Annotated in this window: 13 protein-coding genes and 1 pseudogene; 6 read left to right on the forward strand and 8 right to left on the reverse strand. The window is 64.6% G+C overall.

Annotation, left to right across the window (positions count from 1 at the left end; translation table 11 throughout):
- The 6 genes and pseudogenes from ACNFBR_RS18790 to ACNFBR_RS18815 all read left to right on the forward strand — a co-directional run.
- Positions 1-92 (forward strand): annotated as a pseudogene (locus tag ACNFBR_RS18790) (3'-5' exonuclease); the annotation flags it as partial.
- A 172-nt stretch (positions 93-264) separates the two neighbouring features.
- Positions 265-783, forward strand: a complete 519-nt coding sequence (locus ACNFBR_RS18795; RefSeq protein WP_416736269.1) for an RNA polymerase sigma factor — start codon at positions 265-267, stop codon at positions 781-783.
- The gene (locus ACNFBR_RS18800; RefSeq protein ID WP_416736270.1) at positions 780-1,736 is read left to right on the forward strand and encodes a FecR domain-containing protein; all 957 of its coding nucleotides are present in this window, start codon (positions 780-782) and stop codon (positions 1,734-1,736) included. Before ACNFBR_RS18795 ends, ACNFBR_RS18800 begins: the two co-directional genes overlap by 4 nt.
- 220 nt (positions 1,737-1,956) lie before the next feature.
- Positions 1,957-4,389 (forward strand): TonB-dependent siderophore receptor, encoded by a 2,433-nt coding sequence (locus tag ACNFBR_RS18805; protein ID WP_416736271.1) that lies wholly within the window; start codon positions 1,957-1,959, stop codon positions 4,387-4,389.
- Positions 4,390-4,531: 142 nt separating this feature from the next.
- Positions 4,532-5,644, forward strand: coding sequence for a PepSY-associated TM helix domain-containing protein (locus ACNFBR_RS18810; RefSeq protein ID WP_416736272.1), 1,113 nt, complete (start codon positions 4,532-4,534; stop codon positions 5,642-5,644).
- Positions 5,641-5,817, forward strand: coding sequence for a hypothetical protein (locus ACNFBR_RS18815; protein ID WP_012270146.1), 177 nt, complete (start codon positions 5,641-5,643; stop codon positions 5,815-5,817). The genes ACNFBR_RS18810 and ACNFBR_RS18815 overlap by 4 nt, the downstream gene beginning before the upstream one ends.
- A 44-nt stretch (positions 5,818-5,861) precedes the next feature.
- On the opposite strand, the gene ACNFBR_RS18820 is transcribed toward ACNFBR_RS18815, so the two are convergent.
- The 8 genes from ACNFBR_RS18820 to glnE form a co-directional block, all read right to left on the reverse strand.
- On the reverse strand, positions 5,862-7,304 hold the full coding sequence (locus tag ACNFBR_RS18820) for a lipopolysaccharide kinase InaA family protein (protein WP_416736273.1): 1,443 nt from the start codon (positions 7,302-7,304) through the stop codon (positions 5,862-5,864).
- On the reverse strand, positions 7,304-8,056 hold the full coding sequence (locus tag ACNFBR_RS18825) for a lipopolysaccharide kinase InaA family protein (protein ID WP_416736274.1): 753 nt from the start codon (positions 8,054-8,056) through the stop codon (positions 7,304-7,306). The genes ACNFBR_RS18820 and ACNFBR_RS18825 overlap by 1 nt, the downstream gene beginning before the upstream one ends.
- Positions 8,053-8,787, reverse strand: a complete 735-nt coding sequence (locus ACNFBR_RS18830) for a lipopolysaccharide kinase InaA family protein (RefSeq protein ID WP_416736275.1) — start codon at positions 8,785-8,787, stop codon at positions 8,053-8,055. The genes ACNFBR_RS18825 and ACNFBR_RS18830 overlap by 4 nt, the downstream gene beginning before the upstream one ends.
- Positions 8,787-9,593, reverse strand: coding sequence for a lipopolysaccharide core heptose(I) kinase RfaP (gene rfaP / locus ACNFBR_RS18835; RefSeq protein ID WP_416736276.1), 807 nt, complete (start codon positions 9,591-9,593; stop codon positions 8,787-8,789). The genes ACNFBR_RS18830 and rfaP overlap by 1 nt, the downstream gene beginning before the upstream one ends.
- Positions 9,590-10,714, reverse strand: coding sequence for a glycosyltransferase family 4 protein (locus ACNFBR_RS18840; protein ID WP_416736277.1), 1,125 nt, complete (start codon positions 10,712-10,714; stop codon positions 9,590-9,592). Before ACNFBR_RS18840 ends, rfaP begins: the two co-directional genes overlap by 4 nt.
- Positions 10,714-11,772, reverse strand: a complete 1,059-nt coding sequence (gene waaC, locus ACNFBR_RS18845) for a lipopolysaccharide heptosyltransferase I (protein WP_416736278.1) — start codon at positions 11,770-11,772, stop codon at positions 10,714-10,716. Before waaC ends, ACNFBR_RS18840 begins: the two co-directional genes overlap by 1 nt.
- On the reverse strand, positions 11,773-12,822 hold the full coding sequence (gene waaF / locus ACNFBR_RS18850; RefSeq protein WP_416736279.1) for a lipopolysaccharide heptosyltransferase II: 1,050 nt from the start codon (positions 12,820-12,822) through the stop codon (positions 11,773-11,775).
- A gap of 225 nt (positions 12,823-13,047) precedes the next feature.
- Positions 13,048-15,981, reverse strand: coding sequence for a bifunctional [glutamate--ammonia ligase]-adenylyl-L-tyrosine phosphorylase/[glutamate--ammonia-ligase] adenylyltransferase (glnE, locus tag ACNFBR_RS18855; RefSeq protein ID WP_416736280.1), 2,934 nt, complete (start codon positions 15,979-15,981; stop codon positions 13,048-13,050).
- Positions 15,982-16,107: the final 126 nt, after the last annotated feature.

Consider the following 16,107-nt stretch of genomic DNA (forward strand, 5'->3'; position numbering starts at 1 on the left):
AGGCCCGGCGCCAGCAACTGGACAGCCCGTTGCAGCTGGAACAACGGTTGCGTGGGTGGCGGCGGCGCATCGTGCAAAGTCACGGTTTGTAGGGGTTGAGTGCTGCGGCGCTCGATCTCACAGGCGCTAAAACACTCAAGCCAATCCCATCAACCTTCTCCATGATGGCAATCCGATAAGCGTCCATTGCACCCACCCCCTCCCCTCTGCAACAATCGCGAATAATTATCGTTAGTTAATGCATACGTTCCGGGGGGACGCTGCTTGTCTTCTGCACAGAGCCCACACGCCGATCTGGTCGGTACGCTGTACCGCGACCACCGCGGCTGGCTGCTCGCCTGGCTGCAACGCAGCATGGCCTGCCGCCAACGTGCCGAAGACCTGAGCCAGGACACCTTCGTGCGCCTGCTCGGTCGCGAGCAACTGGACACGCCCCGCGAACCACGTGCCTTCCTCGCCGCCGTGGCCAAGGGCCTGATGTTCGACCATTTCCGCCGCGCCGCGCTGGAGCAGGCCTACCTGGCCGAGTTGGCGCTGATACCGGAAGCCGAACAGCCCTCGCCGGAAGTGCAGCACCTGATCCTCGAAGACCTCAAGGCCATCGACCGCCTGCTCGGCAAGCTGTCGAGCAAGGCCCGCGCGGCGTTCCTGCATAACCGCCTGGACGGCATGGGCCATGCCGAGATCGCCGAGCGCCTGGGCGTTTCGGTATCGCGGGTGCGCCAGTACATCGCCCAGGGCCTGCGCCAGTGCTACGTGGCCTTGTACGGGGAGCCGACGTGAGCAACGCACCGGTTTCGTCCCGGGTACTGGAAGCCGCCATCGCCTGGAAACTCAGCCTCGGCGATGCCAGCGACACGCCTGATGAACGCAACGAATTCATGCGCTGGCACGCCGCCAGCGAAGAGCACGCACGCGCCTGGCGTCAGCTCGGCGCCATGGACCAACGCGTCAGCGCAGCGGCCGGCCCGGCACGCCAGGCCTTGCTGCAATCGCGCGTCAGCCTGCGACGACGCATCGGCAAGGTGGGCGGCGGGCTGGCCGGCATGTTCCTGCTCGGTTCGCTGCTGGCCTGGGTTGGCGCCCCGTCGCTGGCGCCCAGCTACTGGTTAGCCGACCAGCGCACTGCCACGGGTGAGCTGCGAACCTTGCGCCTGGAAGACGGCACACTGCTGAGCCTCAACACCCACACCGCCGTGGATATCGACTACGCAGGCGAGCAACGGGTGATCGTGCTGCACCAGGGCGAAATCTCGGTCGAAACCGGCCATCAGGACCCGCGCCCGCTGCTGGTACGCACCGACGACGGTCGCCTGCGGCCATTGGGCACGCGCTTCCTGGTCCGTCGTGAAAGCGGCGGTACACGCCTGGAAGTGCTGCAAGCCTCGGTTGCCGCCATGCCGCATAACAGCGGCGACGAACAGGTGCTGCGTGAAGGCCAGCAGGTGCTGATGAACGCCAACGGCCTCGGCCAGGTCGGCTCGGTGCCAGCCGGTGCCGATGCCTGGACCCGTGGCATGCTGGTGGTCGACAACGTGCGCCTGGGCGATCTGCTGGCCGCGTTGGGCCAGTACCGCAGCGGCTACCTCGGGGTGGATGCCAAGGTCGCCGACCTGCGCGTGACCGGCAGTTTCCCACTGACCGACACCGACCTGGCACTGGCATCGCTGGTGCCGGTACTGCCGGTGAAGATCGAGCGGCATACCCAGTGGTGGGTCAACGTCGTTCCCAAGTAGACCTGCACCTCCCTCTTCGCGGGCTCGCCCGCTCCCACAGGCACTCCACAGGTTTCAAGCACTGTGAAGTACCTGTGGGAGCGGGCAAGCCCGCGAAGAAGCCAGCACAGGCAAAAGCCAGTTCAAAATAATTCTCAGTATTTTTCAGATTCGCCCTGTCACTTTTCAAATCTCGCTCGGCAAGGAAGCAGCAAGCACTTACCCGTCGAGGAACCGCCGCATGTCCCGTGCCGTTGATCGTATCCTGCGTCCCAGCCTGATGGCCCTGGCCATCGCCGTGGCCGCACCGCTGGCCAGCCCTGCCTTGTTCGCCGCCGAGCAGTCCGCTCCACGCGCCTACAACCTGCCAAGTGCGCCGCTGGCCACCACCCTCAACCAGATCGCCAGCCAGACCGGCATTGCCCTGGCCATCGACCCGGCACTGGTCAGCGGCCGCACCTCAGCCCCCGTAAGCGGCCAATACGACGGCCTTGGCGCGCTGCAAGCCGCCCTGCGTGGCACCGGCCTGCAATTGCAACAGAGCAGCGCGGGCAGCTACAGCCTGGTGGCCGTCCCGGATGGCACCCTGGCGCTGCCGGAGACCACGGTGAACGCAGCCAGCGCTTCTGAGAATGCCTGGGGCCCGGTAGAGGGGTATCTGGCCAAGCGCACCGCTGCTGGCACCAAGACCGACACCGCGTTGGTCGAAGTCCCCCGCTCCATCTCCGTCGCTACCCGCGAGCAGATGAAAGACCGGGGCGTGCACAGCCTGGATGACGCCGTGCGCTACATGCCGGGCATCGTTTCCGCCAGCTTCGGCAGCGATACGCGCTACGACTGGATGCGCGTGCGCGGCTTCGAGCCGACCCAGTTCCTCGACGGCCTGCCACTGCCACGCGGCGTCTACGCCAACCCGAAAGCCGAAACCTGGAACCTCGACCGCCTCGCCCTGCTACGCGGCCCAGCGTCCTCGCTGTATGGCCAGACCCCACCAGGCGGCCTGCTGGACATGGTCAGCCGCCGCCCGCAGGCCGAAAGCGCCCATGAGATCGAGCTGCAATACGGTAGCGACAACCATCGCCAGATCAACTTCGCCAGCACCGGCAAGATCGACGATGAAGGCCGCTTTTTGTACGGCGTCAGTGGTGTGATCCGCGACGGCGGCACGCAGATCGATCATATCGACGACAAGCGCTACAACATCGCCCCGAGCCTGACCTGGAACATCGACGAGGACACTACCCTCACCCTGCTGACCCAGTTCACCCGTGACGATACCGGCGCCACCAGCCAGTTCCGCCCCATCCAGGGCACCAAGATCGACATGCCGTTCGGCAAGATTTCGCACCACAAGAACCTCGGTGACCCGGATTACGAGTTCTACGACCGCACTTACTACGCGCTGGGCTACGCCTTCGAGCACCGTATCAACGACGTGTGGCAGTTCCGTCAGAACTTGCGTTACACCAAGACAGACTTGTCGTTCCAGACCATCACGCCTGGCAGCTACTACCAGCCCGGTGGCCCGGTGAAAGACGATGGCACGGTCAGCCGCATGTCCACCAACACTGACGAAGACATCAGCCAGTTCGCCGTGGACAACAACTTCCAGGCCGACTTCACCACCGGCGACATCAGCCATACCCTGCTGCTTGGCCTGGACCACCAGCGGATCAACACCAACTACCTGTCGATCTTCGGCTTCAACGTGCCGGACAGCAATGTCAACAACCCGGTCTACGGTGTGCCGATCGTCCGCCCGGACCGCTCCACGGCGTTCTACGACTACAACCAGAAATCCCATCAGACCGGCCTGTATGTCCAGGACCAGATGGCGCTCGGTAACTGGCGCCTGACCTTGGGCGGCCGTGAGGACTGGGTGCATACCGGTACCAAGTACTTCAACCAGGGTGATGCCACCAATACCCAGCGCGACAAGAAATTCAGCGGCAACGCGGCCATCAGCTACGTGTTCGATTCGGGCTTCGTGCCGTACCTTTCGTATGCCGAATCCTTCCAGCCGGCTAGCAATGCCGACGCCTCGGCAACGGGGTCCTTCAAGCCAACCGAAGGTAAACAGTGGGAGCTGGGCATCAAGTACCAGCCACCGGGTTCCAACACCCTGCTGTCGGCAGCCGTATATGACTTGACCCAGAAAAACGTCTCGGTCACCAACAACGTGGGTGGTGTACCCATCACCAGCCAGACCGGCGAAGTGAAAGTCCACGGCCTGGAGCTTGAAGCGGTTTCCGACGTGACCGAAAACCTGAAAGTGATTGCCGCTTACACCTTGGCCAAATCTGAAGTGCAGGACGGCCTGTACAAGGGCAACCGCCTGCAACTGATACCTAACCAGCAGGCCTCGGTATGGAGTGACTACACTTGGCACTCCGGCGTGCTCGACGGCTTCGGCATTGGCCTGGGCGCGCGTTACACCGGCAATACCTATGGCGACCAAGCCAATACCTACCTGGGCAAAGCCAAGGCCTACACGGTGTTCGATGCGTCGGTGCATTACGACCTCGGCCGCCTGAGCGGTAGCCTGAAAGGCGCATCGGTGGCAGTCAATGCTACCAACCTGCTGAACAAGGATTACCTGTCTACCTGTGACTCTTACTACTGCTATTACGGCGATGAGCGCAGCGTTGTGGCCAGTGCCACTTACAAGTTCTGAGTGAGCTGGGGCCGCTTTGCGGCCCATTCGCAGCACAAGGCTGCTCCTACAGGGGAAATGCGTACCCCTGTAGGAGCAGCCTTGTGCTGCGAATGGGCTGCAAAGCAGCCCCCGGCGCCAACAGACAACAATCGGTACCGTGATGAAAAGCCCAACCATCCGCCGCTGGTCCGTGATCCACACCTGGAGCAGCCTGGTCTGTACCCTGTTCCTGCTGTTGCTGGCCGTCACCGGCCTGCCGCTGATCTTCCACCACGAACTCGAACACCTGCTCGGCGACGCGCCCGAACTGCGAGAAATGCCGGCAGACACCCCACACCTCGACCTGCAGCAGCTTGTACTAAAAGCGCAGCAGCACCGCCCCGGCGAGGTCATGCAGTACTTCGGCTACGATGAAGACGAACCCAACGGCGTGGTCGCCATCACCGCCGCCACCGCTGGCACCGACCCCAACCTCTCGCACACCTTCATGCTCGATGCCCGTACCGGCGACGCGGTGGCCATGCCTGCCGCCAATGGCGGGTTCATGATGCTGATGCTGCGCCTGCACGTGGACATGTTCGCCGGCCTGCCCGGCAAGCTGCTGCTGGCCTTCATGGGTGTGCTGTTCATCGTCGCGATCGTCTCCGGCACCGTGCTCTACGCACCGTTCATGCGCCGCCTGGAATTCGGCACCGTGCGCCACGAAAAGTCGCGCCGCCTGCGCTGGCTGGACCTGCACAACCTGATCGGCGTAGTCACCCTGGCCTGGGCACTGACAGTAGGCGTAACCGGTGTAATCAGCGCCCTGTCCGACCTGGTCATCGCGGCCTGGCGCAACGACAGCCTGGCCACCATGGTCGCCCCCTACCGCAACGCCCCGCCGCTCACCGAGCGTGCGCCAGCCACACGCCTGCTGGAAATTGCCGAACAGGCCGCCCCCGGCATGCGCCCGGACTTCATCGCGTTCCCCGGCACGCGTTTCTCCAGCGAGCACCACTATGCGGTGTTCATGAACGGCGCCACGCACCTGAGCTCGCACCTGTTCACGCCGGTCCTGATCGATGCCCGCACCCTAGCGGTTACAGCGGTCGGCGAACGCCCCTGGTACATGGACGCCATGGGCCTGTCGCAACCCTTGCATTTCGGCGACTACGGCGGGCGGCCGATGCAAATCCTCTGGGCTGTACTCGACGTGCTGACCATCATCGTGCTCTGCAGCGGCCTGTACCTGTGGTGGGGCAAGCAGCGCAAACCCAGGGAGGCGCGTGCATGAGCCACAAGTCGCAAACCACTGCGCGCATCTTCGCCTGGCCGGCACTGATCGCCTTGCTGGGAGCCCTGGGGCTGTTCGCCGCCTTGCTCGGCGATGGCGGCTGGGACGGGTTGTCCTGGCTAGGCCTTGGGCTACCTGCGTGGTTCTCGATACGCGGCCTGTGGCGCCGCTGAGGTAGCCCGCTGACACCGGGTATTGCCGAACGACTACCCGCGGATCATTCGGCCAGCTTGGGCAGCAGCCGGTCCAGCCGCTGATGCAAGGCACTGCCGCTCGGCCAGTTACGCAGCAGCCGCGCCCGATCACGGGCGTAGGCCGGAGCGAAGCTGAGCTGGGTAGCGTGCTGGCACATGGCATCAAGGTCGATCAACGACCATTGGCCTTTGTCCCAGAACAGGTTATGGCCCTTGAAGTCGCCATGGCTGATGCGTTCGCGGATCAGCTGCTGCATCACATGCACCAGCGCGTCCACTTGCTCCTCCGGTGCATCGCCATTCTCTACGAACGGTGCGAAACACGCGGTGAGGTCCGGGCCATCGACATACTCGGTCACCAGGTAAGCGCGACTGCGCAGCCCCATGACCCGTTGCTCCAGCACCGCCAACGGCTTGGGCGTGGCAATGTCGAGGAACTCCAGACGATGGCCTTCGATCCACGAATGCCAGGCACGGCTCGGCCGCCAGAAGCGCTTGAACCAGTGGGCGGTGTTCTTGATGTTGTAGCGCTTGAGCACCAACTGACGGCCGTTCACCTCGATGCGCGCCACGCTGGCGGCACCACCGGTCTTGTACAGATGGCCCTTGTCGATCAGCGCATCGGCCTGCGCCAGCACCGGCTGCATCGCCTCCACCTCACTGCGGCGGATCGCCTGCAACCCCGAGAGGCTGCGCTGCACGCTGAACAAACTGCACTCGCGGCCGGCCTTTTCCAGGTAGTCCTTCTGGCGCCAGTTGCGCACCTTGTCCACCTGCTTCTGCAGGGCTTCCAGCGGCAGCGCATGCTCGGCATTGGCCAGCAGGTAGTGCACCAGCAGCTCTTCGATGAACGGTTCCAGGCGCTTGGGCAACTGGGCGAAGAACACGCCGAGGTTTTCCAGCACACGTGGGCGCGACAATTGTTGGCCAGGCGTTTCGGCCTTGATGCCAGCGCCGTCGATCAAGTACAGCTTGCCGCCATGGCGCAGCAAGTTGTCCAGGTGCAGGTCCTCCTGCCACAGGCCTTGGGCATGCATGTGCGCAACGGCGGTGAGCGCTTCGCCCAGCACCAGGTGCTGCTCGTCGGCCAGCACGGGCAGGTTTTCCACTGCGGCCCAGGCATCGGCCAGGCTTTGGGCACCGTCGAGGAACTCGAACAGCAGCCAGCCGCCTTCGCCTTCCTTGAGGCCATCGGCCAACAGCTTTGGCGTGGTCAGGCCCTGCTCGGCCAGCAACTTCACACCTTGCAGTTCGCGCTGGAAATGCCGGGCAGCGTTGCCGCCTACCAGCAACTTGGCCAGCACCGGGGTACCGCGCCACACACCAGCGCCCACATAACGCTGACCTGGCAACACCCGCAGCAAGCTGAGCAGTTGCAGTTCGGCGCTGCCAGCGGCATCGGCCAGGGTGATACTCAGCGGCAGCGATGGGCTGCGGCCGGCATCCTTCAGTTCAGACAAACGCATCAGCGGGCCTCTTTTTCACGACGGCGTTGCGTCAGCCGTTGCAGCCAGGTATCGACCAGCGTGCTGTCGGCCGGCTGCGCCAGGTAGGACGCCAGCAGCGTGCGTACATCGGCCTCGCTCCAAGCCTGGGCGCGGCGCAGCAGCGGCTCCAGGTCCTTGAGGCGGTCGCGCATGCCGAACAGCAATGGCCGGGTCTTTTCCAGGTCGATCAATTGCGCGTCCCAGCCATCACGGCGTTGACGCAGGAAGATGTGCTTGGGGTAGAAGCAGCCATGCACCTGGCCGGCACTGTGCAGGGTGCGCGCCAGTTGGCCGCAGGCCTGCAGGATACCGCTGCGTTCGGCATCGCCAAGCTGTGGCCACTGGGCCAGCAGGCTGTCGAGGTCGGCCCATTCGTCCAGGGCGCGGGTCATCAGGATCGCCCGGTGCTTGCCGCCCTGCTTGCGCTCGCCATAGAACACCGCCTGCAACGCTGGAATGTGCAGCTTCTGATAGCGGCTGATGTTGCGAAACTCACGGGCAAAGGTCGGCTCGCCGAACGGCCGGTGCAGGGTGCGGGTCAGGTAGTCGCTCTGGCGCTTGAGGTAGTAGCCCTTGCCTTCGAGCTCCAGGCGGAACACGCTGCTCCAGCCACCACGGCCGGTGTTGGGTTCGTCCACGGCCTCCAGTTGCAGCGCCCACAGCGCCTCGAAGTCGTCCAGGCCATGGCGTTTGAGCAGCGCGAGGTCCGCGCTGGCCAGGTAATCGGTCATTCCCTTCCCTCGAAAAAGCCCAGTACCTGGCGAATGCGTTTCTTGTCACGCACATTCAGCCGGTCGCGGCCACGGTATTGCAGGTAGAAGCGCAGGCGCTGGGTGGCGGACAGGTGGTATTTGGCCACTTTGTCCAGGCATGCCAGGTCTTTGATCATCCGGTGCCGCCACATGAAGCCGCGCCAGAAGTCGCCGGTGGGGCAGTCGATGAAGAATAGCGTGCCCTGGTCATCGACCAGCAGGTTGCGCCACTTCAGGTCGTTATGGGCGAAGCGGTGCTCGTGCATCACCCGGGTATGGCGCGCCAGTTGACGGCTGACGTGGTCGACCCAGGCGCGATCGGCCAGGCGCGCATCGTGGCGCTCGGCCAGTGCCGACAGGTCTTCGGTGCGCGGCAGCTCGCGGGTGATCATCGCGCCACGGCCAAAGGCCAGGCCGTTGCGCTCCAGGCCCCAGGCCACCACTTCAGCGGTGGGGATGCCCCATTTGGCGAACTGCTTGAGGTTCTGCCATTCGGCCTTGATACGTGGCCGGCCCAGGTAACGGCGCATGTGCTTGCCGGCCCCGGTGTAGCGTTTGACGTAGTAATTGACCCCGTCACGCTCGATACGTACCACCTCGCTGAGCGGGTCGCGGGTCAGGCGTTCGCCCTGAATGGCAAAAACCGCATCGAGGCTGCCGAAGTCCGCCGCCAGGTCTTCGTAACCCGGCGCCAGTGTCCAACTCGCCATCAGAGAGCATCCCCATAGCGTTGCTTGCGATCGTAGAGTTTCTGCGCCTTGCGCTCCAGCCAGGCGAGCAGCGCGGCTTCGTCCTTCAGCACCTGCCGCAGCGGGCGCTGGAAGTAACCGCGCAAGAAGCGCAGCTTGTCGCGTTCGGTCAAGCCGATGTCCAGCGCCGAGAAGTACAGCGCGGCCAGGTCTTTGTCGCGCCAGCGGCGGCTGATCTTCGCCCGGGTTTGCGCACGGTGCAGGTCGATCACCGACAGTTTGAAGTCATCCGCCGTCACCGGGCGGTCGGTGTGCAGCAGGAAGTGGCAGATGTAGCAGTCGCGGTGGTTGACCCCGGCGCGGTGCATACCGCCAGTCATCTTCGCCACTTCGGCGATCAGCGCGCGTTTCAGGCGCGGCTCGGGTGGCTGCTTGACCCAGTCGATGCTGTAGTCTTCCAGGCTGATGGTTGGCGCCAGCTCTTCGGTGATGATGAACGAGTGCTGCGCGGCCGGGTTGCCGCCGCGCTCGCCATAGGCGACGGCGGTCATGGTCGGCACACCCACTTCATGCAGGCGCTGGATAGCCTGCCATTCCTGGCCGGCACCGAGCACGGGCAGCTTGGCGGTCAGCAGGTTCTTGAAAATTTCGCCCCAGCCAATGCCGCGATGGATCTTGACGAAGAACCCCTCGCCCTCCACCTCGGTACGCAGCGTGCGGCGCCCTTCCAGTTCGCGATAGACCTCGCCTTGCAGCGCCTCTACGGCATCGAAGGCATCACGCCCGGCCCACAGGCGTTTGAAGGGTTCGGCCAAAATCAGCTTCATGCGGTTTTCTGCCCCAGGATCACGTCGGCAGCATGCTGCGGCATGCTGTACAGATCAGCGGTTTCAGCAAATGCCAGGCCGTTGCGCGACCAATTGGCACGGGCCTGCGAGTCTTCGAGCATGCGTTGCAGGTAGCCGTTGAGCTGCTCCTGTTCGAATGGCTCGTCCAGCACCAGGCCGCTGTCGGCCTCGGCAATGTAGTGGGCGTAGCCGCACACCTTGGACACCAGCACCGGCAGGCCGGCCACCAGCGCTTCGAGCAGCACGGTACCGGTGTTCTCGTTGTACGCCGGGTGAATCAGCAGGTCGGCGCCCAGCAGGAAGCGCGGGATGTCGCTGCGGCCCTTGAGGAACTGCACCTGGTCGCCCAGACCCAAGGTAGCGCTTTGCAGTTGGAACACCTTGGGGTCGTCCTGGCCGATCACCATCAGCTTCGTGCGTTTGCGCAGGGCCGACGGCAGCGCGGCCAGGGCCTTGAGGCTGCGGTCCACGCCCTTGGTCTTGAAGCCCGAGCCAATCTGCACCAGCAGCAGGTCGTCGTCGCCCAGGTTGAATTCCTTGCGGAACTCGGCGCGGATCTCGGCGGCATTGGCCGGCGCCCGGCGGTCCTGGGAAATGCCTGGCGGCAGCAAGTGGAAGCGCTCGACCGGGGTGCCGTAGTGCTTGATGAACAGCGGCTGCTGCACTTCGGAAATCATCAGCACTTCGGTGTGGGCGTCCTTGGCGAACACCGCGCGCTCGTACTCGGCAAAGTGCCGGTAGCGGCCCCAGCGACGGTACAGGCCACCGCGCAGGGTCTGCGCCTTGTCTTCGAAGCAGCCGTCGGCGGCGTAGTACACGTCCAGCCCCGGCATCTTGTTGAAGCCGATCAAGCGGTCGACCGGGCGCTTGGCCAGGTCGGCGGCCATCCAGGCACTGAGCTTCTCGTTGCGGCGGTGGTTGAAAATCGCCTTCACCGGCGCCACCAGCACTTCGAAGCCCGGCGGAATGTCACCCTCCCAGATCAGCGTGTACACGCGGATCTGGTGGCCCCGCTTCTGGCATTCCAGGGCAATGCGCATGAAGTCGCGCTGCAGCCCGCCGAAGGGGAAGTATTTGTAAAGTACGAAAGCCAGTTGCATCAACGGACATCCTCAGCCAGCAGCAACGCGCTCAAGCGGCCCGCCACATGCTCGGGATTCAGGCGAGTGAAGCACAGCGGCCACTCGCGTTTCAGATCGAACCGGCGCAGGTCGTCGGCGCTCGGTTTGTAGGTGCACTTCTTCTGCAGGCAGGGAGCGCAAGGCCAGTCACTGGCCTGGTGAATCTGGGTCCGTCCGTAGGCGCCAGTCAGGCCCGGGTTAGTCGGGCCGAACAGCGAAATGGTGGGCACATCGAGTGCCGCCGCCAGGTGGCCAAGGCCAGTGTCGACCGCCACGCAGGCTTTTGCCGCCGCCAGTACGCGAGCGACGCCGGCAAGGTTCAATTTGGGGAGCACCTGGCAGTTGTTCAAGCCTTGGGCGATACGCTCGGCCCGCGCCTTCTCGGCAGGGTTGCCCCAGGGCAGGCGCACTTCCAGCTTGCGCCGGCCCATGCGCTCGGCCAGTTCGCGCCAGTAGGCTTCGGGCCAGTGCTTGGTCGCCCAGGTGGTGCCATGCAGGAACACCACGTAGGGCGCGGCGGGCGGCAACTGCAAGCGGTCGAGATCCAGGCCGTATTGACCAATGCCTTCGGGCAGGTCGTAGGCCAGGGCCATGGCGAACAATTGGCGTACCCGCTCCACCGCGTGCTGGCCGGTGGCAACCGACAACGGCCGGTCGTAGAAACGGCTGGCCCAGCCTTCGCGGGCCGAGTAGCGGTCCAGGCCGGCAACCGGCGCCTTGACGTAACGGGTCAGCCAAGCCGACTTGACCAAGCCCTGAGCGTCGATCACCAGGTCGTACTTGCGCGCGCGCACCCGCTGTTTGAACGCCTTCCACTCGCCACTCTTGATGGTTTGCCACAGGTTCTTGCGCCAGCGGCGGATCGCCACCGGGATAACCTGGTCGACCGCCGGGTGCCAGCTGGGGATTTCGGCGAAGCCTTCTTCCACGACCCAGTCGAAACGGATGCCGGGAATGGCGTGGGCGGCATCGGTAAGCGCCGGCAGGGTGTGGATCACATCACCCAGCGACGAGGTCTTGATGATCAGTACCCGCACTTAGTCGACCTCGGCCACGGTATCGATCAGGTCCGGCCCGCTGAGGCTGTGCAGGGCGGCGATGACTTTGCCCGGTTCCAGCAGGCGCAGGCAGTTGTAGTGGCCGAAGCGGCAGGTGCGGTCAAAGCACGGGCTGCACTCGATACCGGTACGCACCACCTCCACCTGCTCGGCCAGCGGCGGGGTAAAGCCGGGCGACGTCGAGCCGTACACAGCCACCAGCGGGCGGTTCAGCGCGGCGGCCACATGCATCAGCCCGGAGTCGTTGGACACCACGGCATGGGCGCAAGACATCAGGTCGATGGCCTCGGCCAGCGACGTTTCGCCGGCCAGGTTGGACGACTCCTCACGGAAGCCCGGGATCAACCGGTCGCGGATCTGTTCACCGACCGGGTGATCGTTCTTCGAGCCGAACAGCCACACCTGCCAGCCCTGGCGAATCATCGCGTCGGCCACGGCGGCATAGTGCTCGGCAGGCCAGCGCTTGGCTTCGCCAAACTCGGCGCCGGGGCACAGCGCCAGCACCGGGCGGTCCAGCTCCAGGCCGAACTTGGCCAGGGCGGCGTCACGGCTTTGCGCCTCGATCTGCAGGTTGGGGCGCGGATAGGGCTGCGGCAGCTCGGTGCCGGGTGCGTAGGCCAGGGCCATGAAGCGCTCGATCATCAGCGGGTAGCGAGCCTTGTCCAGCTTGCGCACATCGTTCAACAGACCGAAGCGCATTTCGCCGCGCCAGCCGGTGCGTTTGGGGATGCCAGCGAAGAACGGCACCAATGCCGACTTCAGCGAGTTGGGCAGCAAAATGGCCTGGTCGTACTGCCCGGCCAGCGACTTGCCGATGCGCCGGCGCGTGGCCAGCTCCAGCGCGCCGTGGCCGAGCGGGAAGCTCAAGGCCTGGCGCACTTCAGGCATGCGTTCGAGGATCGGCCGGCTCCACTCGGGGGCCAGCACGTCGATCACGCAGTCGGGGTGCTGCTGTTTCAGGCGCTGGAACAGGGTCTGCGCCATCACCATGTCGCCGACCCAGCTGGGGCCAATGATCAGTATTCTCATGCTTAGTCCAGAAACGCTCGGGGAGGCTACAGACTGCGGTACAGCCTGGCCTCCCCTCTTTATATTCAGGCTATGTGGCGGACAGTGTACCACCGGTGGTGAGGCATGAGCCTTTGGGGCTGCTTTGCAGCCCATTCGCGGCACAAGGCCGCTCCTACAGGAGATCGCATTCCCCTGTAGGAGCGGCCTTGTGCCGCGAATGGGCCGCAAAGCGGCCCCAAAATCTCAAGTCAGCCCCAATTCACCCCATATCCGCCGCACTTCGCGGCGTTCATCGGCAAATTGCGCCGCGTCGATCACCCCAGCCTGCTTCTGCAGAGCCTGGCGGTGCGAAGCCGAGCGGAACGCCTTGTACACTTCACGCAACAGCACCGCGTCACTGGCCGGCATCAAGTTCGCCTGCTCCAGCTCTTCCAGAATGCGGATGTTATCGGTCCATCGGAGTATGGCCGGGTGGTCGTGGGACCAAGCCAAAGCGGCGTATTGCACCATAAATTCGATATCGACGATACCGCCCGCATCCTGCTTGATATCGAAGGGCACGCCGGCCTCGAAGGCGTTCGCCGCCGTACCGGCAGCCGTTGTCTTGGTCCCGAGGTTGTCACGCATCTTGGCGCGCATTTCACTCACTTCGCCGCGCAGTTTTTCCAAGTCGCGGGCCTGGCCCAGCACCTTGGCGCGCACACCTTCGAACGCCGTGCCGACCTGCTTGCAACCTACCAGCACCCGTGCCCGCACCAGGGCCTGGTGCTCCCAGGTCCAGGCTTCGTTCTGCTGGTAGCGCTCGAACGCGCCCAGCGAGCTCACCAGCAGGCCCGAAGCCCCGGACGGGCGCAGGCGCATGTCCACGTCGTACAGTTGGCCCGAGTTGGTCTGGGTGGTCAGCAAGTGGATGATGCGCTGGCCCAGGCGCGTAAAGAACTGCGCACTGTCGATGGGCTTGGCGCCGTCGGTTTCCGCCTGCGGGTCACCGTCGTGGATGAACACCAGGTCCAGGTCCGAACCGTGGCCCAGTTCCAGGCCGCCGACCTTGCCATAACCAATGATGATGAAGCCCGGGTCGCACAGGCTGCCATCGCTGCGCTTGGGCTGGCCGTGGCGGGCCACGGTCTGGCGCCAGGCCAGCGCCAGCACCTGATCGAGGATGGCCTCCGCCAGCCAGGTCAGGTAGTCGCTGACTTTCATCAACGGCAGGTTGCCGCTGATTTCCGAGGCGGCCACGCGCAGGCTGTGGGCCAGTTTGAAGTGACGCAGCGCTTCCATCTGCTGCTCCAAGTCGTCCTCGGGGATCCGCGTCAGGCGTTCGCGCAGCTCGCTGGCCAGCTCTGGCGCCAAGGGCGGGCTGAACAAGCGGCCTTCGTTGAGCAACTCGTCGAGCAGCAGTGGGTAGAGCGCGATCTGCTCGGCAATCCATGGGCTGGCGGCGCACAGGGTGAGCAGACGGCGCAAGGCACCCGGGTTTTCCGTCAGCAGTACCAGGTAGGCCGAACGCCGCGCCACGGCCTCGACCAGCGGCAGCACCCGCTCCAGCACCAGGTCGGGGTTGTCATGCTCCACCGCCTGGGCCAGCAACCGTGGGATGAATGCGTCCAGGCGCTCACGGCCAATGCGCTGCATCGAGCGCAGCTGCGGGCTGGAGCGCAGACCGGCCAGGCGCCGCAAGGCTTCGGCGGGTTGCTTGAAGCCGGCCTCTTGCAGTTGCCGGCCAGCGGCTTCTTCATCCTGCGCCTGCTCCCACAGCGGCGACCACTCGCCACCGACCACCAGCTCGCCTTCACCGTCTTCATCATCCGGGTCGGCGATGACCTGGCGGAAGTGCCAGTCGATACGGCCACACCAGTACATCAGCTGGTCGTGGAAGCTCTGCCAGTCGGCAAAGCCGAGTATGTAGGCCACCCGCGCCTGGTCAGTCTCGCCTTCGGGCAGCATTTGCGTCTGGCGGTCGGCAATAGCCTGGATGGCGTGCTCGGTATAGCGCAGAAACTCATACCCCTCGCGCAGCTCGGCGACCACCGCCGGCGGCAGGTAACCCTGGCCTTCCAGGGTCGCCAGCACCTTGAGCAACGGCCGTTGCTGCAGGCTCAGGTCGCGCCCGCCGTGGATCAGCTGGAAGGCCTGGGCGATGAACTCCACCTCGCGGATGCCACCGGCACCCAGCTTGATGTTGTCGGCCATGCCCTTGCGCCGCACTTCCTGCTGGATCAGCTGCTTCATGGTGCGCAGCGCTTCGATCGCGGAAAAGTCCAGGTAACGGCGGTACACGAACGGGCGCAGCATCTCCTGCAATTGCGCGCCGGCTGCCTGGTCGCCCGCCACTACCCGCGCCTTGATCATCGCGTAGCGTTCCCAGTCGCGGCCCTGGTCCTGGTAATACTGCTCCAGCGCATTGAAGCTGAGCACCAGTGCGCCGGCCGAGCCATACGGGCGCAGGCGCATGTCGACGCGGAACACGAAGCCGTCGACGGTAACCGGGTCCAGCGCCTTGATCAGCCGCTGGCCCAGGCGGGTGAAGAACTCCTGGTTGTCCAGCGAGCGCTTCACCCCTTCGGTTTCACCGCCTTCGGGGAAGCCGAAGATAAGGTCGATGTCCGACGACAGGTTCAGCTCCACCGCCCCCAGCTTGCCCATGCCCAGCACCACCATGTGCTGCGGCTGGCCACTGCGGTTGCCGATGGGCGTGCCGAACTGCTGGCAATGACGCGGGTACAGCCATTGGTAGGCTTCGTCGATGGCGGCATCGGCCAGGTCCGACAGGTCGCGGCAGGTTTCGCCCAGCTCGGCTTGGCGGGTGATGTCGCGCCAGATGATGCGTAGCTGCTGACGGTTGCGTGCCCGGCGCAGATTGCGCGCCAGTTCGTCCTCGCTCTGCGCCGCCTGGGCAGCCTCGGCAATTTGCCCACGCAGCTCGCCCGGAGCGTAACGCCGGTCCAGCTCGCCACTGGCCAGCAAGGCGAACAGCATGGCCGGGTCACGCTGGGCCACACCCAGGACGAAATCACTGGCGGCGGCAACCTGATCGAACTGTTGGCGATGGGCTGGGCTCCAGGCGTTCAGGTCAAGCTCGGGGTGGGCAGCCACCGCATCGCTGATGAACTGCTGGTTGCGAGTGACCAGCGGCTGCAAGCTGGCGGGCAGATCGGAGGGCAAAGGTAGGCGCATGGTCTATCCTTGATCGGCGTGAAATAGAGGGGAAAAAGCGGCCAAGGGGAAGCCGGACCACGGTTGGACTGTCGTACAAAAGTTGGAAATAGCTGAAAAAAACGGAAAATTGGCAACAAACATCAA

Origin of the sequence: Pseudomonas sp. NY11955 (assembly GCF_048068035.1) — a bacterium.
Taxonomy (GTDB): Bacteria; Pseudomonadota; Gammaproteobacteria; order Pseudomonadales; family Pseudomonadaceae; genus Aquipseudomonas.

Excerpts from the sequence above, each read along its gene's own strand:
- ACNFBR_RS18830 (WP_416736275.1), bottom strand. The coding sequence starts at position 8,787 with ATGGCGAGTTGGACACTGGCGCCGGGTTACGAAGACCTGGCGGCGGAC.
- ACNFBR_RS18810 (WP_416736272.1), top strand. The coding sequence starts at position 4,532 with ATGAAAAGCCCAACCATCCGCCGCTGGTCCGTGATCCACACCTGGAGC.
- ACNFBR_RS18815 (WP_012270146.1), top strand. The coding sequence starts at position 5,641 with ATGAGCCACAAGTCGCAAACCACTGCGCGCATCTTCGCCTGGCCGGCA.
- ACNFBR_RS18820 (WP_416736273.1), bottom strand. The coding sequence starts at position 7,304 with ATGCGTTTGTCTGAACTGAAGGATGCCGGCCGCAGCCCATCGCTGCCG.
- ACNFBR_RS18825 (WP_416736274.1), bottom strand. The coding sequence starts at position 8,056 with ATGACCGATTACCTGGCCAGCGCGGACCTCGCGCTGCTCAAACGCCAT.
- waaF (WP_416736279.1), bottom strand. The coding sequence starts at position 12,822 with ATGAGAATACTGATCATTGGCCCCAGCTGGGTCGGCGACATGGTGATG.
- glnE (WP_416736280.1), bottom strand. The coding sequence starts at position 15,981 with ATGCGCCTACCTTTGCCCTCCGATCTGCCCGCCAGCTTGCAGCCGCTG.
- ACNFBR_RS18840 (WP_416736277.1), bottom strand. The coding sequence starts at position 10,714 with ATGCAACTGGCTTTCGTACTTTACAAATACTTCCCCTTCGGCGGGCTG.
- rfaP (WP_416736276.1), bottom strand. The coding sequence starts at position 9,593 with ATGAAGCTGATTTTGGCCGAACCCTTCAAACGCCTGTGGGCCGGGCGT.
- ACNFBR_RS18805 (WP_416736271.1), top strand. The coding sequence starts at position 1,957 with ATGTCCCGTGCCGTTGATCGTATCCTGCGTCCCAGCCTGATGGCCCTG.